The following is a 25,454-nucleotide window of genomic DNA, read 5'->3' as shown; positions in this document are numbered from 1 at the left end:
GCGAGAAAACTCAGCCTCGGCGCGACCGCGCAGCCCGCGCGATCGTCACGACCGCCTTCTCCAACGCGTACGCGGGATCATCTCCTCCGCCCTTCACCCCCGCATCCGCCTCGGCCACCGCCCGCAACGCGACGGCCACCCCGTCCGGCGTCCACCCCCGCATCTGCTGCCGCACCCGATCGATCTTCCACGGCGGCATCCCCAGCTCCCGCGCGAGATCCCCCGGCCGCCCACCCCGCGCCGACGACAGCTTCCCGATCGCCCGCACCCCCTGAGCCAGCGCACTCGTGATCAACACCGGTGCCACCCCGGTCGCCAGCGACCACCTGAGCGCCTCCAACGCCTCCGCCGCCCGCCCCTCCACGGCCCTATCGGCCACCTCGAAGCTCGACGCCTCGGCCCGCCCCGTGTAGTACCGCCCGACCACGACCTCGTCGATCGTCCCCTCGACATCCGCGACCAACTGCGCCGCCGCGGACGCCAGCTCCCGCAGATCACTCCCGATCGCGTCCACGAGCGCCTGGCACGCCTCGGACGTGGCGGACCGCCCGAACGTCCGGAACTCCCCCCGCACGAACGCCAGCCGATCCCCCGGCTTCGTCATCTTGGGGCACGCCACCTCCCGTGCCCCCGCCTTGCGCGCCGCGTCCAGCAGCCCCTTCCCCTTGGCCCCGCCCGCGTGCAGGAGCACCAGGGTGATCTCCTCCGCCGGAGACCCGATGTACGCCTTGACGTCCTTGACCGTGTCGGCCGACAGATCCTGCGCGTCGCGTACGACGACGACCTTCCGCTCGGCGAAGAGCGACGGACTCGTCAGCTCCGCGAGCGTGCCGGGCTGCAACTGGTCCGGCGACAGATCACGTACGTCCGTGTCGGCGTCGGCGGCCTTGGCAGCGGTCACCACCTCGCGCACGGCACGGTCGAGCAGTAGCTCCTCCGGGCCCACGGCAAGCGTCACGGGGGCGAGGGGGTCGTCATTCGCAGTCTTCTTGGCCATCGCGCACAGCATCCCACGGCCCACTGACAACCCGACCGCGCGGCAGCCCCGCCTTCGCAAGGGGCGCCGAGAACCCCGCGAGCACCCCCACCGGCCCGTGGCCGACGAACGACCTGGCAGCCACCCGGCACCCCCAGCCGAGCGCTACGGCTCCTCGCGCCATCCCTCCCACTCCCCCGCGAACTCGTCCAACGCCACCGGATCAAGCCGCTCGTTCTCGTCCCGCAGCACCAGGAGCCACTGCGCGTCCTCCGCGTCGTCCTCCCCGGCCAGCGCGTCCCGCACCAGCTGCGGCTCCTCCTCCAGCGCGAACCGCTCCCCGAGCACCTGGGCCGCCTCCTCCGCGGCGTCACGGTCGGGCAGCACCAGCACATGTCTCACATCGCTCACGCACCTATGTTCCCGGATCCGGCCCGAGCCGCCCCCACGCGCCCCTCTCCCTCCCCACCTCCGGCACCCTCCCCAGCTCCATCCCGAACCGCTCCCGGTACACCGCCAGCACCTCCGCGTCCGTCACCAGCTCGGTCACCTGCCGGTCGCCCCTCGCCGACGTCACCGTGAAGGTGCGACCGCTGAGGGTGATCCGTCCGCCGCCCTCGTCGAGCCGGGAGCAGACGAGCGACCGGGTGAAGTGGGAGGCCGGTGAGGTGCTGTGCCACCAGGCCCCGGCCACGAAGTCCCCGAGCACTCTCGGCCGCACCTCCAGCCGGTACTGCGGCTTGCCGTCCCGGAACACGTCCAGGTCCCCGAACTCCCGCCCGCCGCTCTCCCGGTCCGCCTCGACCACCCGGAACGTGCCGCCCGGATCCTCCTGCTCCCCCCGGTCCCCGAACTCCAGCGGACAGTGGCTGTTCGCCCCGAACCCGACGTCGGCCAGCCAGTCGCCCCCGTCCACCGTCCGCACCCGCAGCGCGAGATGGTCGTAGGGGATGCCGAGCCTCCCCTCCTCGTCGTGCACCCGCGCCGCGAGCAGCGTCACGTCGAACCCCACGGCCGCGAGCAGCGCCCCGAACAGCCCGTTCAGCTCGTAGCAGAACCCGCCCCTGCGCTCCCCGACGACCTTGTCGAACAGCCGCTTCTCCTCCAGGACGATCTCCTCTCCCAGGTGGATCGACAGGTTCTCGAACGGCACTGCCCGCAGGTGGCGCAGGTGCAGTTCCCGCAGTACGTCGACGGTGGGCCAGGCCGGCTGCTCGGCCCCGAGGCGGCGAAGGTAGGCGTCAAGCTCTGCGGTGTCCATGAGGTCAGTCTCTCGCCACCAGCAACTCCCTCGCCGTACCCGCGACCGCAATCGAGCCGTCCTCGTCCGTACGCAGCACCGTGGCGCCCCCGGCCCGCAGCGCCGCGACCGTACGCGGCGCCGGGTGTCCGTACCGGTTGTCCGCGCCCACCGAGATGAGCGCCAGCCTCGGGCTCATCGCGCGTATCAGGCCCGGGTCTTGGTAGGCCGAACCATGGTGGGCGACCTTCACCACGTCCACGGCTCCCAGCTCCGACGCCGCCGGGGATCTCGACAGCTCCCGCTGGCCGGGCGGTTCCAGGTCGCCGAGGAGCAGCAGGGTCAGCCCGGCCGAGCGGACGAGCATGGTCACGCTGGCGTCGTTCGGCCCGTCCGGTACGGTCGCGTCGCCCGACGGCCACAGCACCTTCCACGCGAGGTCCCCGGTGCGCCGCTCCTCCCCTGCCACGGCCCGCGTCACCGGAACCCGACGGGCCGCCGCCTCCCTGTGCACGAACTCGGCCTGGTCGGCGGGCTCCTCGAACCCCGTCGTCGCGATCGCCCCCACCGCACGCCCTCGCAGTACCCCCGGCAACCCCGCCACGTGGTCGGCGTGGAAGTGGGTGAGCACCACGAGCGGGACCCTGGTGATGCCGAGTGCCGTCAGACAGCGGTCGACCAGCACCGGATCAGGACCGGCGTCCACCACCACCCCTGCGCCGTCGTCCGCCGCGAGCACGGTCGCGTCCCCCTGGCCGACATCGCACATCACGAACCGCCAGCCCGGCGGTGGCCATCCCGTGATCACCCTCGTCAGGGGCGGTGGCTGCGCCACGACCAGCGCAAACACCACCAGGCAGGCCCCGACCAGCCACGGATGGCTCATGAGTCGCCGCCCGACGAAGACGATCACGACGATGACGAGGGCGAGCAGCAGCGCGCCCGTCCAACCGCCCGGCCAGTCCACTCCCGCGCCGGGCAGCGACGCACCGGTCCGCGCGATGTCCGCGATCCAGCCGGCGGGCCAACTCGCGCACCAGGCGATGCACTCGGCCACGGGCATCGCCACCTGGGCCGTCGCCAGCGTGGCGAACCCCAGCACCGTGGCCGGGGCCACCGCGAACTCCGCCAGCAGATTGCACGGCACCGCCACCATGCTCACCTTGGCCGACAGCACGGCCACGACCGGCGCGCACACCGCCTGCGCGGCTCCCGCCGCCGCCAGTGCCTCCGCCGGACGCGGCGGAACCCGGCGCCGCTGGAGCGCCGCGCTCCAACGCGGGGCGAGGGTGAGCAGGGCGCCGGTCGCGAGGACGGACAGCAGGAACCCGTAACTGCGGGCCAGCCACGGGTCGTACAGCACCAGCAGCAGAACCGCCGTCGCCAGCGCGGGGACGAGGGACCTGCGGCGTCCCGTGGCGATGGCCAGCAGCGCGATCGAACCGCAGGCCGCGGCCCGCACCACGCTCGGATCGGGCCGGCACACGATCACGAAACCGAGCGTCAGCGCACCGCCGACCAGCGCGGTCGCCCGCAGCGGAATCCCGAGACGGGGCGCGAGCCCTCGCCGCTCGGCCCGCTGGGCCAGCCCCGGCGGGCCGATGAACAGGGCCAGCAGGATCGTGAAGTTGGCCCCGCTGACGGCGAGCAGGTGCGTCAGGTCGGTCGCCTTGAACGCCTCGTCCAACTCGGCCGTGACCCGCGAGGTGTCCCCGACGACGAACCCCGGCAACAACGCCCGCGCGTCCGCGTCCAGCTCGTCGGTCGCCTCCCGCAGCCCCTCCCGCAGCCGCCCCGCGAACCGCTGCACGGCACTCGCCTCCCCCACCACCTCCGGCGCCCCACCGCCCCGCACCCGCAACACGGCCGCCACCCGGTCACCGCCGACCATCGCCGGCACGGCCTGCGCCGCCACCCGCACCCGTGTGGACGGCAACAGCGAGAGCCACGGCGAACGACCACCTCCGCCACTCGGGCCGCCGTGCCACCGCCTCTGCACGTCAACGATGACCAGCACCGGCGTGCGCGTGTCCACGACCGTCCCGTCAGGGCTCGTCACCCGGCGTACCTCGGCCTGGAGGAGCACCGCGCTCGGGGCCACGTGGTTGCCCTTGATCCGGGGGCGGGTGAGCCGCGGGTCGGAGGCGAGCTCCACCTCCGCGGTCACCCGGGCGTACCGCTCGGCCAGGTCCGGGACGGGCCCACGCCGCAGATCCGCCCCATGCAGCCCGGCGGAGGCGGCAGCCGCGCCGGCGCACAGCAGCACGGTGGCAACAGACACCTTCGTCCAGGCCCCGGCGACCCCGGCCCCGGCTCCGTCCCCCGCCTTCGCTCCCTCTCCTTCCCCCGCTCCTTCTATCTCCCCCGCTCCCGCTCCCGACCGTGCCGGTCCTCTCCGAGCGACGAGCAGGGTCACGCCCACGACCACACAGACCACGACCACTCCAATGACCCACCCGGGAGACGCGTGCACCATCAGCGCCGCCGTCCCCCAGGCGGCCGACGCCGGTGGCACGAGCCGCAGATCCGTCGGTCCTTCCTGCCTCGGGTGCGCGTCACCGAGGCGGCTACCGGAGGCCGCGTGCACGGCGGGACGCCGTGGACCGCCCCGCGCCCCGGCTGCCGTCGGCACCCCCTCCGCCAGCTCCCGTGTCCTCTCCGTCGCTGTCATGGCCGTACCAGATTCCGCAGGTCGGCGAAGCGGCGGTCGCCGATCCCGTTCACCTCGCGCAGTTCGTCGACCGAGCGGAAGCCGCCGTGCTGGGTGCGGTAGTCGATGATGTGCTGGGCGAGGACGGGGCCGACGCCGGGCAGTGTGTCCAACTGGTCCGCCGTGGCCGTGTTGAGGGACACGGGGGCTGCGGGCACCGCTCCGGTGCCCCCTCCACCGGTACCGGCCGCACCGCCGCCACTCGCACCCGGCACCGCGCCCGGTCCGGGCACCGGCGCCGGGCTGCCGACCAGCACCTGCTCGCCGTCGACCAGGAGGCGAGCGCGGTTGAGTCCGTCGGTGTTCGCACCCGGCCGCACCCCGCCGGCCGCCCGCAACGCGTCGGCGACCCGGGAACCGGCGGGCAGGTGCTGGATCCCCGGTCTGCGCACCTTGCCGCTGACGTCCACCACGATCGAGGGCCCGGCCGTGGGAGCCATCGCCCCGGCCGAGGAGCCCGGCTCCGCCGCCCGGCCACCACCGGTATCACCGAAGGAGGCCGCCCCGCCCCCCGAACCACCCGGGGCCCCGGCCCGCACCAGTTCGGGCGCCCTCACCGGCTGGGTCCGGCCCGTCCAGAAATGCTGTGCCGCGAACGCCGCCGCGACGACCAGCACCACACTGAGCGCGACGGCGCTCTTCCGCTCGATGCCGCACCGCACCTGCAACCACAACGGCAGCCGCTCCCGCACCGCCGGCCCGACCCGCTCCCGCCACCCACCCCTCGCATCACAGCCGACAGCCCGGCCGTCGACACCGCTCACAGCGGCGAGGCGGCCTCCGGCGGCATCCTCACGCGGAACGTCATGGCCGGCCCGGCTCCCGGACTCGTCCACGCCGTCGTCCCTGGCAGGACCGCCGGGCCTCTCGGCCTCATCCGCCCGGGCGACGCCGAGCCCGACCCTCGTACTGTCGCTGGACTCCCCCGGCGGCCCATGCCCCGACTCCCGTGGCTCCCTGCCCCTCTCGGGGAAGAGTGCCTCCGCGCGCAGGCGGAGCGTCTCCGCCGAGGCCCGGCGGCGGCCGACCCTGCCCCGGGGCTGTCGGGAGCGGTGTCGGGCACGCCCGTCGGAGGACGGGCCCCGGCCCGGACCACTGGTGACCGTCGCAGTACGTGAACGTGATCGAAGTGCCATGCGACGAGGATCAGGCAAGACCGCGCACTGGAGATGATCTTGCTCCATTCCCGTGGATTACCGCCCAGTTGTGGATAACTCCGTCACTCACACGAGCGACTAACCACCGGAAACGAGACACCTACCGGACACGAGACACCCACCGGAGACAGGACACCCACCGGAGACAAGACATCGCCGACGCCCTTCACCGAGGCGAGACAACCGCTCCCAACAACCCGGGCCCCGTATGCGCCCCGATCACCGCCCCGACCTCGCTCACATGCAGATCGGCCAGCCCTGGCACCCGGTCCCGCAGCCGCTCCGCGAGCGCCGAGGCCCGCTCGGGCGCGGCGAGATGATGGACGGCGATGTCGACCGGCGCGCCGCCCGCCCGCTCGGCGACGATCTCCTCCAGGCGGGCGATCGCCCGGGAGGCCGTACGGACCTTCTCCAGCATCTCGATGCGACCGCCCTCCAGTTGGAGCAGCGGCTTGACCGCCAGCGCGGAACCGAACAGGGCCTGCGCCGCGCCGATCCGCCCGCCCCGGCGGAGATAGTCCAGGGTGTCGACGTAAAAGAACGCGGACGTGCCCGCGGCCCGCTTCTCGGCGGCCGTGACGGCCTCGTCCACCGTGCCGCCCGCCGCCGCCGACTCGGCGGCGGCCAGGGCGCAGAAGCCGAGGGCCATCGCGACCATCCCGGTGTCCACCACGCGCACCGGCACGGGTGCCTCGCGCGCGGCGAGCACGGCCGCGTCGTACGTGCCCGAGAACTCGGCGGACAGATGGAGGGAGACGATGCCAGTGGCCCCCGTTTCCGCGACCCTGCGGTAGGTCTCCGCGAACAGCTCGGGGCTGGGGCGGGAGGTGGTGACGGACCGTCGCTTCTGCAGCGCCTGGGCGAGGGATCGGGCCGAGATCTCGGTGCCCTCTTCCAGCGCCTGGTCGCCGAGGACCACGGTCAACGGCACCGCGGTGATGCCGTGACGCTCCATCGCCGGCGGCGGCAGGTAGGCCGTTGAATCGGTGACGATCGCGACATGGCGGGACATGAGCTGGAGGTTACCCGCCAAGTCCGGCCGACGGCAGCCCGACCCCACCCGCCCGCGACCGGGCAGACCGAGCCGACCGGCTCAAGTCGTGCTCTCCGGGCGGGGCTTCTTCTGCCACGGATAGGTCGGCCGCGCTGCCGGCGGGGTGATCGCGGGCCGGGGCGACTCCTCGGCGGTGCGGGACTCGGGCGTCTCCTGCCACGTCTGCCCGGTGGAGGCACTGGACTCGGGCTTCGGCGCCTCCGGCCAGACCGGAGTGGGCTCGGCCTTGGATGCCTGGGCCTTGGGCTTCCGGACCTCGGGCGTGTGGGTCTCGGGGGCCTGGGGCCACACGGACTCGGGCTCGGTCGTCCAGTGCCGCAGTGCGCCCGCCTCGACGTCGATCTGCGCGCTGAGCGTGTCCAGGCCGTCCTCCGCGAACTTGCGGGCCCGGTCGTGCGCCGCCCAGCGCAGCGAGTCGGCGGACTTGATGATCCGCTCCGTACGCTCCCGCAGCGCGGGCAGCAGCTGGGACAGCTTCGCGCGGTCGGGCTCGGGCTCCAGGCGTCGAAGCTCGTCGTCCAGCTCCCGGCCGTGCTTGCTGAGCTGTTCGAAGAGGGTCAGGGACTCCTTCAGGGACTCGTCCTCGCCCACGCCCGCCTGCAACGCCTCCTGCGTGGCCCGCATCGAGCTGCGCAACTTCAGTCGCAGATCGGCCAGTTGTCCCACCGGTCCAGGCTGGGCGAGGCTCCTGGCGCGCAGAGTGGTGTCCTCGACGGTCCGCCTGGCCTGTGTGATCGTACGGTCCACGCCGCGCTTGGCCGCGCCGACCGCCTTCACCGTGGCGTACGCCCCCAGTACCACGAGCAGCACGAAGAGCAGGGCGACGACTGCGATCACGGCTTCCACGCGCTCCTCCTTCGACCGGCACGAGATGTGCTGCGGCCCTCTTCAACGGTAAACGCAACGGACAGGTCCGTAGTTCCACCGGAACCCCGAACCTGCCCGTACCGGAACCCCGAACCTGCCCGTAGGGGAAGCCCCCATCCGCTGCCCGCCGTGTACCGCTCGATCAGTCGCCGCTACGCCGACGCGACCTCCCCCACCTGCGCCTACGTGACGATGTTCACCAGCTTCGGCGCCCGCACGATCACCTTCCGGATCGGCGCCCCGGCCAGCGCGGCGACCACCTTCTCGTCGCCCAGGGCCACCTTCTCCAGCTCCTCCTCGGAGATGGCCGGCGGCACCTCCAGACGGGCCTTGACCTTGCCCTTGATCTGGACGACGCAGGTGACGGCCTCGTCGACGACATACGCGGGGTCGGCGACAGGGAAGTCCTGGTGGACGACGGAGCCGGTGTGGCCCAGCTTGCGCCACAGTTCCTCGGCGATGTGCGGGGCCAGCGGCGCGACCAGCAGCACCAGGGCCTCGGCGACGGACCGGGAAACCGGGCCGCCCACCTTGGTCAGGTGGTTGTTCAGCTCGGTGACCTTGGCGATCGCGGTGTTGAACCGCATGCCCTCCAGGTCCTGCCGTACGCCGTCGATGGCCTTGTGCAGGGCCCGCAGGGTGTCCTCGCCGGGCTCGGTACCCACCACGGTGACCTCGCCGGTCGCCTCGTCGACGACGTTGCGCCACAGCCGCTGCAGCAGCCGGAACTGGCCCACCACCGCGCGCGTGTCCCACGGCCGGGAGACGTCCAGCGGGCCCATCGCCATCTCGTACAGACGCAGCGTGTCGGCGCCGTACTCCGCGCAGATCGACTCCGGCGTGACGGCGTTCTTCAGGGACTTGCCCATCTTGCCCAGCAGGCGGCTGACCTTCTCGCCCTGGTGGTAGTACGCGCCGTCGCGCTCCTCCACCTCGGTGGCCGGCACCGCGAAGCCACGGCTGTCGCGGTAGACGAAGGCCTGGATCATGCCCTGGTTGAACAGCTTGTGGAACGGCTCGACGGAGGAGACGTGGCCCAGGTCGTACAGCACCTTGGACCAGAAACGCGCGTACAGCAGGTGCAGCACGGCGTGCTCGGCGCCGCCGACGTACAGGTCGACACCGCCGTGCGGCTGCCCCTCACGCGGGCCCATCCAGTACCGCTCGACCTCCGGATCGACCAGTTCCTCGGAGTTGTGCGGGTCCAGATAGCGCAGCTCGTACCAGCAGGAACCCGCCCAGTTGGGCATGGTGTTGGTCTCACGCCGGTACCGCTTGGGGCCGTCGCCCAGGTCCAGCGTGACGTTCATCCACTCCGCGTTGCGCGACAGCGGCGTCTCGGGCTGGGTGTCGGCGTCGTCCGGGTCGAAGGTGCGCGGCGAGTAGTCCTCGACCTCGGGCAGTTCCAGCGGCAGCATCGACTCGGGCAGCGCGTGGGCGATGCCGTCCTCGTCGTAGACGATGGGGAAGGGCTCGCCCCAGTACCGCTGGCGGCTGAACAGCCAGTCGCGCAGCCGGAAGTTGACCGTGCCCTCGCCGATGCCCTTGCGCGCCAGCCACTCGGTGATGCGGGCCTTGGCCTCGGCGACGGGCAGCCCGTCCAGGGAGATGTCGTCGTTCGACGAGTTGATGATCTTCGCGTCGTACGACGTGAAGGCCTCGTCCCACGTCGAGGTGTCCGTGCCGCGGCCGTCGGTCGGCTCGACGATGCAGCGGATCGGCAGTTCGAAGGCGCGCGCGAACTCGAAGTCGCGCTGGTCGCCCGCCGGGACGGCCATGATCGCGCCGGTGCCGTAGCCCATCAGGACGTAGTCGGCGATGAAGACCGGGACCCGGTCGCCGTTGACCGGGTTGGTCGCGTACGAGCCGGTGAAGACGCCGGTCTTGTCCTTGGCCTCGGCCTGCCGCTCGACGTCGGACTTCGAGGCGGCTTGGGCGCGGTAGGCGGTGACGGCGTCGGCCGGGGTGGCGTGGCCGCCGGTCCACACGTCGTGGGTGCCCTCGGGCCAGGCGTCCGGGGTGAACTTGTCGACCAGGGGGTGCTCTGGGGCCAGCACCATGTAGCTCGCCCCGAACAGGGTGTCGGGGCGGGTGGTGAAGACCGTGATGTTCTCGCCGTCGATGGGGAAGTCGACGCGGGCGCCCTCGGAGCGGCCGATCCAGTTGCGCTGCTGCAGCTTGATGGCCTCGGGCCAGTCCAGCTCGTTCAGGTCGTCCAGCAGACGGTCGGCGTAGGCGGTGATGCGCATGTTCCACTGGCGCAGCTTGGCCTTGAACACGGGGAAGTTGCCGCGCTCGGAGCGGCCGTCGGCGGTGACCTCCTCGTTGGCCAGCACCGTACCCAGGCCGGGGCACCAGTTGACCGGCGCGTCGGAGGCGTACGCCAGGCGGTACTCGCCCAGGACGTCGGCTCGGTCGGTGGCGCTCAGCGCGCTCCAGGAGCCGCCGCCGGGCAGCGCCCGCTCACCGGACTCGAACTGGGCGACCAGCTCGGCGATCGGGCGGGCCTTCCGCGCCTCGTCGTCGTACCAGGAGTTGAAGATCTGCAGGAAGATCCACTGGGTCCACTTGTAGTAGTCCGGGTCGATCGTGGCGAACGACCGGCGCTTGTCGTGACCCAGGCCCAGCTTGCGCAGCTGGACCTTCATGTTCTCGATGTTGGCCTCGGTGGACACGCGCGGGTGCGTGCCGGTCTGCACGGCGTACTGCTCGGCGGGCAGGCCGAAGGCGTCGAAGCCCAGGGTGTGCAGGACGTTGTGGCCGGTCATCCGCTGATAGCGGGCGAAGACGTCGGTGGCGATGTACCCCAGAGGGTGCCCGACGTGGAGGCCCGCACCGGAGGGGTACGGGAACATGTCCATGATGAACTTCTTGGGCCGGGCGGCCAGTTCGGGATCGCCCGCCAGATCGCCCTTGGGATTGGGCGCCGCATACGTACCCTCGACGTCCCAGAAGTCCTGCCAGCGTGCCTCGATCTCGGCCGCGACGGCGGCCGTGTAGCGGTGCGGCGCGGCCACCTCGGCGGCAGCGGGGTTCGTCTCGCTCATGATCCTCAAAGCTCCATCGATCGTCTCTGCCAGCGGCTGTTCGTTGTCCGAAAACGAAAAATCCCCTCGCACAGGAGGGGACGCCGCGCCGATTCCGACCCACCCGGTTCACCGGTGGCCGGGACTGATCAGCGCGGCTCGCTAAGCAGAAGGCGTACGGCACGCATGGGATCAGGGTACCGCAGCCTCCGCGCGCGTCGCGACGAGCTCCATGGACACGCGAGCGTCGATTGTCAGCCATCAGAATCAGCCAAAAAGTTGAACATCGTTCAAATGTTACTTCGCGTAACGGTCTCTAAGGTGCATCGCCAATGTGAGATTGGCCTTTGATAACAACGCGATGGCCCAAACCTCGTACTGCCCGGTTTGGCTCCACCTAGAGTGCGAGTCACGGGACCCGCTTTCCCGAACTGTTCGGAGTCGCCTCTATGAACCCTCGTAGCAGTAACGGCCCGCTCCCCGCGCCGGGCCGGTCGCCCCACGGCGCCGGGACGGCCGCCGTTCCGCTGTGCACGCCCTTCATCGCGATGTGGGGAGGTATGCCGTGGTAGCGGAGACGACGGACGACGGCACCGTAGACGACTGGCTGATGGAGTTCTTCAACTTCGGTACGGGTGTCCTGTCGCTCGTCTGCCTCAGCGCCTCCGTGATCTGGGGACTCATCGCCCAGGACCGGGTCCTCCTCACGGCGCGCCATCGGATCATGGCGCAGGGGGTGCACCGGACGACCGCGATCGCCTCGGTCGTCTTCCTCCTGGTGCACATCGCGGTCAAGGTGGGGCTCGGCCACACCACGTTCCTCTCGGCGCTGATCCCCTTCAGCCTCGCTCTCTCGGACGAGGAGTTCGCGGGCAGGGCCGTACTCATCGGCTTCGGCTCGCTGGCCGCGCTGCTCATAATCGCCACGGCTGTCACGGGCGCGCTCCGCAGCCGCTTCGCGAGCCCGGCGCCCGTCGCGGCGCGCTGGCGGGCGTACCACATGATGGCCTACCCCGCCTGGTGTTTCGCGCTCGTCCACGGACTCTACGCGGGTCGCCCGGCGAAGCCGTTCTTCATGATCCTCTACGCGCTCGCGCTCGTCGCCGTCGCCGCCGCGCTGCTGCTGCGTGCCGCGCCCCGCCCGGTCAAGCGCACGGTGGTCGACTGGATCACCGGGATGATGGGCACCGACGGCCAGCGGCCCCCCGCGGTCGAAGATCTCATGAAGTCCCGCGGCGCCCTGCAGTCGCGCGAGGAGCCCGAGGGTCGCCGCGAGGGCGGCCGGCGCGAAGGCGGGCAGCGCGACCAGGTGCGCGACACCGGACAGTTCCCGCTGCCCGGCTTCGGCGGCGAGAGCCCCTCGCTCGGCGACCCGCTTGTCCCTCCGCAGCGGACGGCGTCCGCGTCGGCCGACTCCGGCCCCGGCTTCGCGGCGGCGTACCGCGCGGTGTCGATGAGCCCGCGTTCCCCGGAACCCACGGCTCCCTATCTGACCCAGCAGCAGCCCTTGGACATGCAGCCCACGCAGGCCATGCCCCGCATGGACGACGGCGGCGGCACGGGCACCCGCTGGCCGGCCCCGTCCCCGCCGCCGGTCGGCGAGGCGCCCCCGTCGGCATACGACCCGATGCAGGACACCTTCGCCGGTCAGCCGCTCACGGGGCCTGCGTACCCGGGCCAGACCTACCAGGGCGAGACGTACGACACGGGGGTTTCCGAAACTTCCTACGGAACGGCTGAGACGAACACCCCCTACGACACGTACAACCCGAACGACACGTACAACAGCGGTCCCGCCACTGAAACCGTGTCCGGCGCGTTCGACTACGACGCGCCGAACTCAGGTGAACCCTGGAACGCGCCTTCCGGAGGCTTTAAGTGAACGAGGCCCTTCCCGACGTGCCCGAAGTCCGTGTGGTGGGGCTCCCCCAGCTCACCTCGGGCTTCGACCTCGTCGAGAGACTCGACCTCCCCATGCACCTGAAGGTGCACGGTCCGCTCGAACCGATGGGCGGCGAACAGCTCGCGCAACTCTCCGAACGGATCAACCTGAAGGGCAGGGGCGGCGCGGGCTTCCCGTTCCACAAGAAGCTGCGGTCGGTCGCCGAGTCGGCGATCAAGCGCGGCATCCGACCCGTCGTGGTCGTCAACGGCAGCGAGGACGAACCCGCCTGCCGCAAGGACACGGTCCTGATCAACCGTGCCCCGCATCTCATCCTGGACGGCGCCCTGCTGGTGGCGGAGGCGCTGGGCGCCCGCCAGTTGGTCATAGGGGTGACACGTGAATCCACCCAGCGGTCGATGGAGGCCGCCCTCGCCGAGCGCGGCCTCAGCAACCGGCGGGGCGCCGCCATCCGCGCGAGTGTGCAGCGCAACCCGGTCCGCATGATCACCGGCGCCGCCGCGTCCTTGATCCGTTCGATCGACGGCGGTCCGGCCATCCCGCCGGGCCGCAAGACCAGCGCGTCCAAGAGCGGTGTCGGTGGCGCGCCGACCCTGCTCTCCAACGCCGAGACGTTCGCCCAGCTCGCCATCGGCGCCCGCATCGGCTCCGAGCGCTACGGCAACACGGGCCTGTACGACGAGCCGGGCACCGTCATGCTCACGGTCTCCGGCGCGGTCGCCCGCCCCATGGTGATCGAGGCGCCCACCGGCGTGCCGCTGCGCTACATCCTGCAGCTCGCCGGCGCGCCCCCGGTCCCGCAGGGCGTGCTGACCGGCGGCTACCACGGCAAGTGGATCGACGCGGCGACGGTCAACGAGGCGGTCGTCTCACGGAACTCGCTGGACGCGGTGGGCGGCGCGCTCGGCGCGGGCGCGATCCTGCCGATCAGCCAGGAGACCTGCCCCCTCGGCGAGTCGCTCCAGGTCGCCAAGTGGCTCGCCGAGGAGAGCGCGGGCCAGTGCGGCCCCTGCTACCTCGGTCTGCCGGCCGCCGCGCGCGGCATGGAGGACATTCTCAACGGCGGCGGACCGGCCGCCCTGGAGGCCCTCAAGCAGGTCGCGAAGAACGTGAAGCGGCGCGGCGCGTGCTCGCACCCGGACGGCTCCGCGATGTTCCTGGAGTCGACCATCAAGGCGTTCACGGACGACCTCGCCGCGCATGTCCTCGGCAACGGCTGCGGACGCCCGGTGGAGGGCGTGCTGCCGCTCTTCGAGGGCGGCAGGATGCCGACCGGCATCCCTGGCGGCGCCGGCGAGGAGAGCGGCGCCAGCCGCCAGAGGATCTTCGTCGACTGGACGCTCTGCCGGGGCCACGGCCTGTGTGCCGACGTCCTCCCGGAGGTCTTCCAGCTCGGTGCCGACGGCTTCCCCACCGTCGCCCAGGCGAAGGTCCCCCAGTACGCCGAGGCCAAGGCCCTCCGCGCGGTACGCCGCTGCCCCGCCCTTGCCCTGCGCGTCGAGGAGGACAACCGCGCCTCCGCCCCGTCCCGCAACCTGCCGGTCCTCTCGCAGGTCCGCGGCCGTCGGGCCCTGGGCAGCGGTCGCTGAGCACCCGAAGGCCGGGCCCGTTCCCGAGAGGGAGGGGCCCGGCCTTCTGCCTGTCACCGTCAACAACGCGAAGACCCCGTCCACTTGGACGGGGTCCATTCTGTGGAGCTAAGGAGAATTGAACTCCTGACCTCCTGCATGCCATGCAGGCGCTCTACCAACTGAGCTATAGCCCCTTGCCGTGCTGTCCGCCCGGTCTCCCTGGCGACTGCGCCAACATTACCGGTCCCCGCGCGCACCACCAAATCGTTTCCGTCATGCACGGATCAGAGGTGGCTCCGGGGGCTGACGGGGGCCCGCCGACCCTCCTCTGCGCCGCCGCCGGGCGACGGAGGCGGGCCGGCCGACCGGAACAGCGGCGGAGCGGCGCGGAGTTGGCGCAGCCGGGTCTCCGCGCGACGACCCGCCCCCTCGACCCGCCTCCTCTCCCGGCCCCGAGGGGTGCCGAGCGCTCAGGCCGTCACGAACGAGTAGAAACGCTTGAGCGTGCAGTGTTCTTCGAGGAGCCGGCCGTAGATCGGCTCGCCCTCCAGCTCACGGTACGTCTCGATGGGGTCGCCTTTTATGATCAGCGCTCGGGCGCATTCCTCGCACCAGTACTGGTAGTCGGCGTTGACGGGCTCCATGTCGCGGACGATGGGCGTGCCGCTGCCGCACCAGTCGCATTTCCTCCTGTGTGCACCCATCGTTCAGCTCCAGCTGTGGCCGCAGGCCGTGCACACGTAGGAGATCCCTCCGTTGTCACCGAGTACTTGGGCAACGTGAAGCGAGCCGCAGGAAGGGCAGAGAAGGGCGGTTCTGCTCCGCATCACCACCGCTGCGGGAAGGTCGTGGACCTCTCCGCGGATGCTCGCAGGCATCGCTTCTCCCTCCCGTCGGGCAGCGCCCCCCTTCCGGCCGTTTGATTCTGCCACGGCCGGACCAATACGGTCAGCGACGCCTTCGTACCGGTCCCGACACGCGGCGGGAAAGAAGGACGTCCGCAGAGCTATACGCCTCCAGAGCCACCCGTGCTCAAGGAGGGACGGAGGTCACACACGAAAGATCCCGCCCCCTGACGGGAACGGGATCTTCTGTGCCGATTCTGTGGAGCTAAGGAGAATTGAACTCCTGACCTCCTGCATGCCATGCAGGCGCTCTACCAACTGAGCTATAGCCCCTCGCGCCACGCGGCCGAGCCGCATGGTGTTTCGCCCCGCTCAGCGGGGCGAACAAGAAGAACTTTAGCCTGCGACCAGTCGGAAAGCGAAATCCGGGTCCGGGACCCGGTACGAGGCCCCGTACGCGGCTCAGTCGTCGTCGCCGAGCACCGGTTCGGGCAGCGTGCCGGCGTTGTGCTCAAGGAGCCGCCAGCCGCGGGCACCCTCACCGAGCACGGACCAGCAGCAGTTGGAAAGGCCACCGAGGCCCTCCCAGTGGTGGGGCTCCAGACCCAGGAGGCTCCCGATGGTGGTGCGGATGGTGCCGCCGTGGCTGACCACCACGAGGGTGCCGTTCTCCGGGAGCTTGTCGGCGTGCCGGAGGACCACGGGGGCGGCGCGGTCGGCGACCTCGGTCTCCAGTTCGCCACCGCCGCGCCGGATCGGCTCGCCGCGCTTCCACGCGGCGTACTCCTCGCCGTGCCGGGCGATGATCTCGTCGTGCGTGAGCCCCTGCCAGACGCCCGCGTAGGTCTCGCGCAGGCCTTCGTCGTGGCTGACGTCCAGGCCGGTGAGCGCGGCCAGCTCGGCGGCTGTGCGCGCCGCGCGCCGCAGGTCGGAGGCGACGATCGCGTCGGGCCGGAGGGAGGCGAGCAGCCGGGCGGCGCGGCGGGCCTGGCCGACGCCTGTCTCGGTCAGCTCGACGTCCGTGGTGCCCTGGAAGCGGCGCGCCACGTTCCACGAGGTCTGGCCGTGCCGCCACAGGATGAGACGGCGGCCCCGGCCCGGGGGCAGAGCGGCGGAGTCGACGCCCTGGGTCACCGAGGCTCCCCGCTCAGCTCGGCGGCCTCCTCGGCGGCGCGCAGCTTGGCGTGCTCCTCGCCCTTGCCCCGGGTGGCCTTGGCGTCGGCGGGCAGCTCCAGCTCGGGGCAGTCCTTCCAGAGCCGCTCCAGGGCGTAGAAGACGCGCTCCTCGCTGTGCTGGACGTGGACGACGATGTCGACGTAGTCCAGCAGCACCCAGCGGGCCTCGCGGTCGCCCTCACGGCGGACCGGCTTGGCGCCGAGCTCCTTGGTCAGCCGCTCCTCGATCTCGTCGACGATCGACTTGACCTGGCGGTCGTTGGGCGCGGAGGCGAGCAGAAAAGCGTCCGTGATGGACAGCACATCGCTGACGTCGTACGCGATGACGTCGTGCGCGAGCTTGTCGGCTGCCGCCTGCGCGGCGGTGTTGATGAGCTCCAGGGAGCGGTCGGTGGCGGTCACTACAAGGCTTTCCGTCGGCGGTCAGGAACCCTCTCGGGCTACCCCAAGGGTCTCACGGCCCACCGACACCGCCCCACGTGTTGAACGATCAGCCCCCGGGCATCGCCGCTGTGGCGGCCCCGGGGCCTGCTGTCGGTCAGTCCGTGGTCCCGGTGGCCCCCGTTCCGGTCGTGTCCGTCGTCTCGTAGTTCTGGCCGAGTACGACGGAGACGTCCGCGCTGGAGGTGGTGTCGCCCTTCTTGACGGCGCTGGTGGGAAGGCCGAGGGTCTTGGCGACCTCGATGGCGTCCTGCTTGCGGGCCGCGTCGGAGTAGGTGACCTGGGAGGTGGCCTGGGCGGTGTCGGTGGTGCCGGCGTCGAGGAAGGTGTAGCCGCCGTTGAGGACCACCACGCGGGCCTGTTCGGTGGCGTCCTTGTCGCCGGTGGCGTTGCGGATCCCGACGCGGACCGCGTCCCCGGCGTCGGGGCTCTTCGCGGTGCCGCCGAGCAGGTCCTTGACCACGCTGTCGGAGGCCTCGGTGCTGAGGGTGCCGTCCTGCCGGACGGGCAGCGGCTCAGTCTTGTAGTCGCCGCCCTTGGCGTGGTCGGCGAGCTTGGCGAGGAAGGTGCCGAGGTCCTTGTCGCTCAGCGACGGGTCGAGGATCTGGGCCAGCGTCTTCACGGTGGTCGTGGCGGCATCCGCGTCGGAGGACAGCTTGCGCAGCACGCCCTGCATGACCTGCCCGAACCGTTTGAGCTGCGCGTCCTGCGACTCGCCGGATGCCCGGTAGGTGGCGTAGGCGACGGCCATCTTGCCGCTGAGGGTCTGCTGCTCGCCCTTGCTGACGAGGGGGGCCTCGTTCTTCTTCTCGGCCTCGGGGTCGGGCACGTCGGTGTCGGTGTCGATGTCGATGGTGCCGACGAGTTCGACGAGGTTGTTCAGGTACGGGGTGTCCAGCCGCCAGGTGCCCTCGATGTCGGTGCCGAGGACGGTGTCGAGCCCGTCGCGGGTGCCGGCGGAGCCGTCGTCCTCGACGGACTTGGCGAGGGTCGTGGTGGTGCCGTCGTCGCCCGTCAGGGCGAGGGCGTTGGGGATCAGGACGGTGGCGCCCTGCCCGGCGGTGCTGTTGTTCACGAGCAGTGCCGTGGAGGTGCCGCCCTTCCTGGTGTCGTGCAGATGGACGACGACCACGTCCCGCTTCTGCGCGGCGGCGGAAGTCGTGGTGCCGGTCTGCTCGTCCGAGGACGCCCCGGGCAGCATGCCCGCCCACCACATGTAGCCGACGCCGCCGACCGCGACCATGGCGAAAACGACGACCAGGGCGATCAGCCGGCTCTTGGCGCGGCGCTTGGCCTCCTCGCGGCGCTCGGTGCGGTTCTCCGTGAAGTTCAGCCAGTCGATGACGTCCTCGGAGTCACCGTCGGGCTCCTCGACGAAGGCGAACTGCTCGGTGCGGTACTCCGGTCCGGCGGAGTCCCGCTTCGGGGAGGCGTCACCGGCCCGGGGTTCGCTCGCCTCTGGGGTCTCCGGCGGTGCCGACTGCTGCGGGATGTAGGCGTTCTGTTCCGCGACAGGGGTCTGCCGGCCGGTGGCCGCCGTCTGCCCGTAGGGGTCGTACGGGTCGTAGGCGGGCGTCGGCGCCTGCCGGCCCGTGTCGTAGTCCACACCGTAGCCCTGCGTGGGCTGCTGCTGGACGTGGCCGGTCGCGTACGGGTCGTAGCCGTAGTCCTGGCCGTACCCCTGGCCGTACCCCTGGGGCTGCTGCGCCCCGTAGGGGTCGTACGCCTGTTGGTGAGGCACCTGCTGGTCGGGCACCTGTCGGTACACCGGCTGCCCGTACTCGTCATAGCCGACGAGTACGTACTGCTGGTCGCCCCCGTGGCCAGCGTCGTATCGGTCGTTCACCGGTGCCCCTCTCGGCTCACTCGCCGCGGTACAACTGCCGCTTGTCGATGTAGCGCACCACACCGTCCGGCACCAGGTACCAGACGGGATCACCCTTGGCGACTCTCGCACGGCAGTCCGTGGAGGAGATGGCCAGCGCCGGGACCTCGACCAGCGAGACCCCGCCCGCGGGCAGGCCGGGGTCGGCCAGGACGTGACCCGGACGGGTGACCCCGATGAAGTGCGCGAGGGAGAACAGTTCGTCGGCGTCGCGCCAGGTGAGGATCTGGGCGAGCGCGTCGGCGCCGGTGATGAAGAAGAGGTCCGACTCGGGGTTGAGCGCGTGCAGCTCGCGCAGGGTGTCGATGGTGTAGGTGAGACCCATGCGGTCGATGTCGATGCGGCTCACGGAGAACTGGGGGTTCTCGGCCGTCGCGATGACCGTCATCAGATAGCGGTCCTCGGCCGCCGAGACCGTGCGGTGGGACTTCTGCCAGGGCTGGCCGGTCGGCACGAACACGACCTCGTCGAGACGGAACTGCGCGGCGACCTCCTGGGCCGCCACGAGGTGCCCGTGGTGGATCGGGTCGAACGTGCCGCCCATGACGCCGAGGCGGCGCCGCCCCGGCTCCGACCTGCGGTTTCCCGGCACGCAGGCGGTGCCGTCGGCCCGGCCGTCCGTGGTGTCGTGCGCCTGGTCCTCGGCCTTGTCGTGTTCCGGACCGGTAGGCGATTCCTGCTCTCCCATGCGTGGAGAGCCTACCGGCCCGGTCGACGCGCCCTGTTCGAACGACCTTTTACGGGGATTGGGACTCAGCGGTCCCGGTTGAAGCGGGTGGTGATCCACAGCAGCAGCATCAGGGCGACGAAGGCTCCGCCGCCGGTCAGGTAGGGGCTGAGGCTCTCGTGGTTGCCGCTGTGCTCCCCGCCCTCGGCGGCGAGAGTGACCAAGTCGGCAGCGGTGCTGTGGAAGCTCATCGTCGGCGTGACCTATCCGGGTGTGGGATCGGGATGAAGACCCGCCCATCGTAAGCGGGGGCCTCCGCCGCGATCACGGCGACTCCGCCCGGAGGTGAACGAGGATGCCTCCGCCTCCGTACCGTCAGTCGTCCCTCTTGTACCCCCGCAGGAGGAACCAGGCCACCAGGACGGACCCCAGGACCATCACGATCAGCACGACACGCAGCAGATTTCCCGCGCCCTGTTCCTTCGCTGCCACCCCCGCGGCCTCGGTGAACCAGGCGGACGCCGGCAGGTCGGGGAGCTGTCCCATGAGATCGCTCCTTACGGTTGCTGCCCTGTCACGGTAACTCCGCCTAGGCTGGACCTCGCTTCGGGGGCAACATGGGCACTCAGACGCATGGGGGAAACATGCCGGACGACAGCCACGAGCAGAACGGGCACGAGAACGTGCCGAGCAGGCAGCGCAGGCGCTTCGAGGGAATCTCCTCGCGGGCGTACGAACATCCCGCGGACCGCTCGGCGCTGGTGGCGCTGCGCAAGCTCAGCGGCTTCGACACGGTGTTCAAGGCACTGAGCGGGCTGCTGCCGGAACGCAGCCTGAGGCTGCTGTTCCTGTCCGACTCCGTACGGGTCTCGGACCAGCAGTTCGCGCACCTCAACGACATGCTGCGGGACGCGTGTTACATCCTGGACCTGGAGAAGGTCCCGCCGCTGTACGTGAACCAGGACCCGCAGCCGAACGCGATGTGCATCGGCCTGGACGAGCCGATCATCGTCGTGACCACCGGGCTCGTCGAACTGCTCGACGAGGAGGAGATGCGGGCGGTCGTCGGTCACGAGGTGGGCCACGCGCTCTCCGGCCACGCGGTGTACCGCACGATCCTGCTCTTCCTGACGAGCCTCGCGCTGAAGGTCGCCTGGATCCCGCTGGGGAACATCGCGATCATGGCGATCGTGACCGCGCTGCGCGAGTGGTTCCGCAAGTCGGAGCTCTCCTCGGACCGGGCCGGCCTGCTGGTCGGTCAGGATCTGCAGGCTTCTATGCGCGGGCTGATGAAGATCGCGGGCGGCAACCATCTGCACGAGATGAACGTGGACGCGTTCCTCGCGCAGGCCGAGGAGTACGAGGCCGGCGGCGACCTGCGCGACTCCGTCCTCAAGATCCTCAACGTGCTGCCCCGCTCGCACCCCTTCACCACGGTGCGCGCGGCCGAGCTGAAGAAGTGGGCCGAGTCCCGTGACTTCCAGCGGATCATGGACGGGCACTACCCGCGGCGTGGCGAGGACAAGGACACCTCGGTGACCGGCTCCTTCCGTGAGTCGGCCGCGCACTACACGACCGGCGTCAAGAACTCCAAGGACCCGCTGATGAAGCTGGTCACCGACATCGCGGGCGGCGCGGGCGATCTCGGCGGCCGGGTGCGCCGGGGATTCGGCGGCTTCGCAGGCGGCGGCAGCGGCTCGGGGACCGGCAACAACCCCGGTTCCGGCGGCGGCACCGACACCGCCAGGGACAGGCGCCCGGACGAGGAGTGACACCCGGCGACCGCCACTGACGCGAGAAGCGCCCGGCTCCAAGGGGTTTGCACTATGAGCGCCCGATAAGGTCGCGTGGTCTGGTGCCGTGCGTCGCAAGGCGCGGGAGGGGCCCTCGATGAGGGCCCCTCCCGCGCGAGCGAGTCGAGCGTGGGGAGGCGCTACAGGGGCTTTCGCCGTGCCCGAAGAGCCTCCTGCCAGCCCCTTCCACCCGCCCCCGGACGGGACCCTCCGGTCTCCCCGCCGGGCGGCCGTCAGGGGCCGCCGCGTCACACCTTCGGCTGGGCGCTCTGGGCGAGAGAGCCGCAGAGGGCGGTGGCGGCGTCCGTGCTGTAGGGGTCGGTGGCGGCGGAGGGGGTGTCCGCCTCGGCGGTCTGGCCGGCGAGGAGCGGGCGGAGGTGGTTCGTGGCGTCGTCGGCGCAGGCCAGGGGCCCGGCCTGGACGTAGGAGACGACGAGCTCGGCCTGGTGGGTGCGCAGGTCGTCCTGGTCGAAGCGGAAGTGCAGCTCGCGCCGGACGGTGAACAGCGAGGCCTCGGCGCCGGTCTCACCGCCCGGCGGGCGCAGCGCGTACACGAAGGTGTGGGCGGCGACGACCTCCAGGGTGCCTGAGTCGAACTCGGCGGCCTGGAGTGTGCCCTGGACACGGATCTTCCGGTCGGCGAGTTCCGCGCGGGAGGGGTCGAAGCGGACCAGCCAGCCGGTGGGTGCGTGCCGCCCGTCGGCCGCCGGGCGGTCGAAACTCTGCTCGAACTGGTCGAGCTGGTCCGAGTCGAGCAGCCGCCGCACGGGCTGGACGGTGCCTCCGCCGAGCACCTCCGGGTCGAGCGCGGAGGCGACCAGGTACTCCTTGGCGATGGCCAGCGCGGACACGACCTGGCTGTCGGTGAAGTGCTCGGTGCGCCGGGTGGCCGGCATCGTGATGCCGTCGGCGCCGATGCGGAACTGGGCCGCCGGGCTGTGCTCGTACAGCTTCTCGGGCTCGTCGGCGCCGGGCACCGCGGACTGCGGGGAGAGCGGGATGACCGTCATCCGGAGCGGCTCGGCGGGCTTCGCGGCCGGGATGTCGTACGGGTGGCGGACGCCCATGTAGATCGCGGTGCCGAAGGCGAGGGCGATCAGCAGGACGAGGAGCAGGGCCTGCCGGGAGAGGCCGCGGCGCAGGGGCGAGCGGCGGCGCACTGCCGGGGCGTGATCGGAGAGGCGCTCCCGCGCGGAGAACTCCTGGAGGCGGGCAGCGCGGACGAACGATTCGTCGAAGACGACGGATCGGTACTCGTCCTCTCCACCGCCGGGGGCGCCCTCGGGAGCACCCTCAGGTGGGTTGCCAGGCCCGCCCATACCTTCAGAGTAGGTCTCCGGCGGCCTCGGTAAACGCCGTGGAACACGACAAGTTCTGACAGGTCCTCACCAGGTTTTCGAACAGCTTTCGAACCGTGCGACCAGGCCCTTCGGGCCCCTCTCAGGGTGTGCGGGGCTCCGCCGAGACCGCCGGCCGGGAGTAGTCCGCGGAGGCCGAGGGGCCCGTGGGGGTGCCCTGCTCGACGCCGGTGGTGGCGGGTGGGAACTGCTCGCCCCGCCCGGAGGAGGAGGCGCCCCGGTAGACCGCGGTGAAGGCCAGTGCGACCATGCCTATGCCCATGACGAGGGCGAGGACCCAGGCGACGGGCCGGTGCCAGCGGGTCTGCCTGCCGCACGGCCCGTCGGCGCCGTAGCGGCCCTCCAGGATCTCGGTGTCGTCGAGATCGTCCGGTAGGTCATCACGACCGTGCCCGGCATCGGGGCCGCCGCGCCCGAAGCGGTCGTCGTAGTGGTCGTCGTCGCGGGTGCCTCTGGAGTGCGCCCGGCGCGCCTCGGCCTCCTGGGCCGCGGCACGGGCCTCCGCCGCCGCGAGCAGGCGCTCGACCGCGGTCGGCTCATGGACCACGGCCGCCCGTACGAAGTCCTCGTCGAAGACCACGGAGGCGAACTCTTCGTCCGCGCCCCCGCGGCTTCGATCGTCGGGCTGATCGCCCTCGTGGATCGGTGATTGGTTATCCGGTTCGTCCGGCACGGATCCAGATTGGCACTCTCCCTGAACTCACGTCCAGGGAATCCCCGACATCAACGCATCCGCCGACAAAGGGGATTCAGCGCTTCACGAGTCGCCAGAGCTTCTCGCTGCCACGCCCTGTCACCACATGCCCTGCGGCCGGCTCGCCCTGGCTCGGGCGAGTACGAAAACGCCGTCAGCCGATATTGCCCGTGCCGCGCACATGGCCGTCACCCGTAAGGATGTACTTCGTCGAAGTCAGCTCGGGCAGGCCCATCGGGCCGCGGGCGTGCAGCTTCTGGGTGGAGATGCCGATCTCGGCGCCGAAGCCGAACTGACCGCCGTCGGTGAAGCGGGTCGAGGCGTTGACGGCGACCGTCGTGGAGTCGACCAGCTGGGTGAAGCGGCGGGCGGCCCGCTGGGAGGTCGTCACGATCGCCTCGGTGTGGCCGGAGCTCCACAGCCGGATGTGCTCCACGGCCCGGTCGAGCGAGTCGACGACGGCGGCGGCGATGTCGTACGACAGGTACTCGGTCTCCCAGTCGTCCGTGGTGGCCTCGACGACCGTGGCCCGGCTCTCCTTGGCGAACGCGAGCACGCGCTCGTCGGCGTGGACCGTGACCCCGGCGTCGGCGAGGGCGTCCAGGGCGCGGGGCAGGAACGCGGGGGCGATGTCCTGATGGACGAGGAGGGTCTCGGCAGCGTTGCAGACGCTGACGCGGTGCGCCTTGGAGTTGATGAGGATCTCGACCGCCGTGTCGAGGTCGGCGCCGGCGTCGACGTAGACGTGGCAGTTGCCCGTGCCGGTCTCGATCACCGGGACGGTGGACTCCTCCACGACCGTACGGATCAGGGAGGCGCCGCCGCGCGGGATGAGCACGTCGACCAGGCCGCGGGCGCGCATCAGCTCGCGGACGGACTCGCGGCTCTCGCCGGGGACCAGCTGGACGGCGTCGGCGGGCAGCCCGGCACCGCCGACGGCGTCGCGCAGCACGCGCACGAGGGCGGTGTTCGACTCGTAGGCGGAGGAGGAGCCGCGCAGCAGGACCGCGTTGCCGGACTTCAGGCAGAGGGCGGCGGCGTCCACGGTGACGTTCGGGCGGGCCTCGTAGATGATGCCGACGACGCCGAGCGGGACGCGGACCTGACGCAGGTCGATGCCGTTCGGGAGGGTGGAACCGCGCACGACCTCGCCGACCGGGTCGGGCAGCGCGGCCACGTCGCGGGCGTCGGCGGCGATCGCTCGGACCCGCTCCGGGGTCAGCGTCAGCCGGTCGACGATCGCCTCGCTGGTGCCGGCCTTACGGGCGCGCTCGATGTCCTTGGCGTTGGCCTCGACGATCTCACTCGTGCGGACCTCCAGCGCGTCGGCGACGGCGAGCAGCGCGTCGTCCTTGTCGGCGCGCGGCAGCGGCGCGAGGTCGGCGGCGGCGGCCTTGGCACGGTAGGCGGCCCGGGTGACCGGCGTCATGGAGTCATACGGTGAGAGCGAGGTCATAAGGGAAGGGTAGTGCGCCCTGCGGGGGCGTCCGTCGGCTGTTCCACAGCGCGAGACACGCCCCCCGGGGCCCCGGCCGGGACGGTCAGAACGGGTGCACCCCGACCGGTGTCGCCGGCGGAGGCCCGTATCCCTCGGCGATCCGCTGGTGGTACGTCTGGCGGTCGATGACCTCCAGACCGACGATCTCCCAGGGCGGCAGCCCGGCCGTTCGCCGGTGCTCGCCCCACAGGCGCAGGGCGACGGCGGCGGCGTCGTGGAGGTCGCGGGCCTCCTCCCAGTAGCGGATCTCGGCGTGGTCGTCGGCGTAGCGGCTGGTGAGCAGGAAGGGGTGGTCGTGGGCGAGCTGTTCGAGGCCGCGCCGCACCTCGCTCAGCGGGGTCTCGGGTCCGGAGACGCTCAGCGTGATGTGCCACAGCCGGGGCAGGTCCTGCGGCTTCTCGGCGCTGTCGCCCTCGTACGTGTCCGAAGCGGTGACGCTGGTGAGCGCCCGTTCCTCGCCGGCCGCACGGGAGGTACCACCACCACGGGACGCCGGGGTCCCGGGGCGCACTCGTCTCACGACGGCCTCCTTCGCAACGATTCGTGCTTCGCAATAGGTCGTGGGGGATCTCCCTGAGACAAAGTTGAGCAGGC

The 25,454-nt window shown here is 71.3% G+C and carries 22 protein-coding genes and 2 tRNA genes; 3 read left to right on the top strand and 21 right to left on the bottom strand.

Features of this window, described 5'->3' with window-relative positions; all coding sequences use genetic code 11:
* Positions 1-10: 10 nt before the first annotated feature.
* From holA to leuS, 8 genes are all read right to left on the bottom strand, one after another.
* On the bottom strand, positions 11-997 hold the full coding sequence (gene holA, locus WBG99_RS24350) for a DNA polymerase III subunit delta (RefSeq protein WP_338898344.1): 987 nt from the start codon (positions 995-997) through the stop codon (positions 11-13).
* A 144-nt stretch (positions 998-1,141) separates the two neighbouring features.
* Positions 1,142-1,387, bottom strand: coding sequence for a hypothetical protein (locus WBG99_RS24345; protein ID WP_338898343.1), 246 nt, complete (start codon positions 1,385-1,387; stop codon positions 1,142-1,144).
* Between the two features lie 4 nt (positions 1,388-1,391).
* The gene (locus WBG99_RS24340) at positions 1,392-2,237 is read right to left on the bottom strand and encodes an arylamine N-acetyltransferase (protein ID WP_338898342.1); all 846 of its coding nucleotides are present in this window, start codon (positions 2,235-2,237) and stop codon (positions 1,392-1,394) included.
* Positions 2,238-2,241: 4 nt separating this feature from the next.
* Complete coding sequence (locus WBG99_RS24335) at positions 2,242-4,803, bottom strand: ComEC/Rec2 family competence protein (protein ID WP_338900472.1); 2,562 nt, start codon at positions 4,801-4,803, stop codon at positions 2,242-2,244.
* Between the two features lie 80 nt (positions 4,804-4,883).
* Positions 4,884-6,062: a ComEA family DNA-binding protein gene (locus WBG99_RS24330; protein ID WP_338898341.1), complete on the bottom strand. Its 1,179-nt coding sequence runs from the start codon at positions 6,060-6,062 to the stop codon at positions 4,884-4,886.
* A 187-nt stretch (positions 6,063-6,249) separates the two neighbouring features.
* Positions 6,250-7,095: a DegV family protein gene (locus WBG99_RS24325; RefSeq protein WP_338898340.1), complete on the bottom strand. Its 846-nt coding sequence runs from the start codon at positions 7,093-7,095 to the stop codon at positions 6,250-6,252.
* An 81-nt stretch (positions 7,096-7,176) separates the two neighbouring features.
* Positions 7,177-7,983 (bottom strand): hypothetical protein, encoded by an 807-nt coding sequence (locus WBG99_RS24320; RefSeq protein WP_338898339.1) that lies wholly within the window; start codon positions 7,981-7,983, stop codon positions 7,177-7,179.
* Positions 7,984-8,186: 203 nt separating this feature from the next.
* Positions 8,187-11,051, bottom strand: coding sequence for a leucine--tRNA ligase (gene leuS, locus WBG99_RS24315; RefSeq protein ID WP_338898338.1), 2,865 nt, complete (start codon positions 11,049-11,051; stop codon positions 8,187-8,189).
* 589 nt (positions 11,052-11,640) lie between these two features.
* Here leuS and WBG99_RS24310 point away from each other — a divergent pair.
* Complete coding sequence (locus WBG99_RS24310; RefSeq protein ID WP_338900471.1) at positions 11,641-12,912, top strand: cytochrome b/b6 domain-containing protein; 1,272 nt, start codon at positions 11,641-11,643, stop codon at positions 12,910-12,912.
* On the top strand, positions 12,909-14,522 hold the full coding sequence (locus WBG99_RS24305) for an NADH-ubiquinone oxidoreductase-F iron-sulfur binding region domain-containing protein (RefSeq protein WP_338898337.1): 1,614 nt from the start codon (positions 12,909-12,911) through the stop codon (positions 14,520-14,522). The genes WBG99_RS24310 and WBG99_RS24305 overlap by 4 nt, the downstream gene beginning before the upstream one ends.
* A gap of 103 nt (positions 14,523-14,625) precedes the next feature.
* On the opposite strand, the gene WBG99_RS24300 is transcribed toward WBG99_RS24305, so the two are convergent.
* From WBG99_RS24300 to WBG99_RS24260, 9 genes are all read right to left on the bottom strand, one after another.
* Positions 14,626-14,698 (bottom strand) — tRNA-Ala (locus tag WBG99_RS24300).
* Between the two features lie 276 nt (positions 14,699-14,974).
* Entirely contained in the window at positions 14,975-15,208 is a 234-nt protein-coding gene (locus WBG99_RS24295) for a hypothetical protein (RefSeq protein WP_005479297.1), read from the bottom strand.
* A gap of 401 nt (positions 15,209-15,609) precedes the next feature.
* A tRNA-Ala gene (locus tag WBG99_RS24290) sits at positions 15,610-15,682 on the bottom strand.
* A 129-nt stretch (positions 15,683-15,811) separates the two neighbouring features.
* The gene (locus tag WBG99_RS24285; RefSeq protein ID WP_338898335.1) at positions 15,812-16,483 is read right to left on the bottom strand and encodes a histidine phosphatase family protein; all 672 of its coding nucleotides are present in this window, start codon (positions 16,481-16,483) and stop codon (positions 15,812-15,814) included.
* A complete protein-coding gene (rsfS, locus tag WBG99_RS24280) occupies positions 16,480-16,926 on the bottom strand; it encodes a ribosome silencing factor (RefSeq protein ID WP_338898334.1) in 447 nt (148 codons plus the stop codon). The genes WBG99_RS24285 and rsfS overlap by 4 nt, the downstream gene beginning before the upstream one ends.
* A 136-nt stretch (positions 16,927-17,062) precedes the next feature.
* Positions 17,063-18,811: a LytR C-terminal domain-containing protein gene (locus WBG99_RS24275; RefSeq protein ID WP_338898333.1), complete on the bottom strand. Its 1,749-nt coding sequence runs from the start codon at positions 18,809-18,811 to the stop codon at positions 17,063-17,065.
* A 16-nt stretch (positions 18,812-18,827) separates the two neighbouring features.
* A complete protein-coding gene (gene nadD / locus WBG99_RS24270) occupies positions 18,828-19,538 on the bottom strand; it encodes a nicotinate-nucleotide adenylyltransferase (RefSeq protein ID WP_338898332.1) in 711 nt (236 codons plus the stop codon).
* Positions 19,539-19,603: 65 nt separating this feature from the next.
* On the bottom strand, positions 19,604-19,768 hold the full coding sequence (locus WBG99_RS24265; RefSeq protein WP_338898331.1) for a hypothetical protein: 165 nt from the start codon (positions 19,766-19,768) through the stop codon (positions 19,604-19,606).
* A 124-nt stretch (positions 19,769-19,892) separates the two neighbouring features.
* Positions 19,893-20,063: a hypothetical protein gene (locus WBG99_RS24260; protein WP_338898329.1), complete on the bottom strand. Its 171-nt coding sequence runs from the start codon at positions 20,061-20,063 to the stop codon at positions 19,893-19,895.
* Positions 20,064-20,161: 98 nt separating this feature from the next.
* Here WBG99_RS24260 and WBG99_RS24255 point away from each other — a divergent pair, with 98 nt between their 5' ends.
* On the top strand, positions 20,162-21,289 hold the full coding sequence (locus WBG99_RS24255) for a M48 family metallopeptidase (RefSeq protein WP_338898328.1): 1,128 nt from the start codon (positions 20,162-20,164) through the stop codon (positions 21,287-21,289).
* A 269-nt stretch (positions 21,290-21,558) separates the two neighbouring features.
* On the opposite strand, the gene WBG99_RS24250 is transcribed toward WBG99_RS24255, so the two are convergent.
* From WBG99_RS24250 to WBG99_RS24235, 4 genes are all read right to left on the bottom strand, one after another.
* Positions 21,559-22,629, bottom strand: a complete 1,071-nt coding sequence (locus tag WBG99_RS24250) for a hypothetical protein (protein ID WP_338898327.1) — start codon at positions 22,627-22,629, stop codon at positions 21,559-21,561.
* A gap of 121 nt (positions 22,630-22,750) precedes the next feature.
* The gene (locus WBG99_RS24245) at positions 22,751-23,341 is read right to left on the bottom strand and encodes a hypothetical protein (protein ID WP_338898326.1); all 591 of its coding nucleotides are present in this window, start codon (positions 23,339-23,341) and stop codon (positions 22,751-22,753) included.
* Between the two features lie 175 nt (positions 23,342-23,516).
* Positions 23,517-24,818 carry a glutamate-5-semialdehyde dehydrogenase gene (locus WBG99_RS24240; RefSeq protein ID WP_338898325.1) on the bottom strand — a complete coding sequence of 434 codons (1,302 nt, stop codon included), beginning with the start codon at positions 24,816-24,818 and terminating at the stop codon, positions 23,517-23,519.
* 85 nt (positions 24,819-24,903) lie between these two features.
* Positions 24,904-25,371, bottom strand: a complete 468-nt coding sequence (locus WBG99_RS24235; RefSeq protein WP_338900469.1) for a hypothetical protein — start codon at positions 25,369-25,371, stop codon at positions 24,904-24,906.
* Positions 25,372-25,454: the final 83 nt, after the last annotated feature.

It is taken from the genome of Streptomyces sp. TG1A-60, assembly GCF_037201975.1.
Lineage (GTDB): Bacteria > Actinomycetota > Actinomycetes > Streptomycetales > Streptomycetaceae > Streptomyces.
This window is presented reverse-complemented; position numbering and strand designations above follow the sequence as displayed.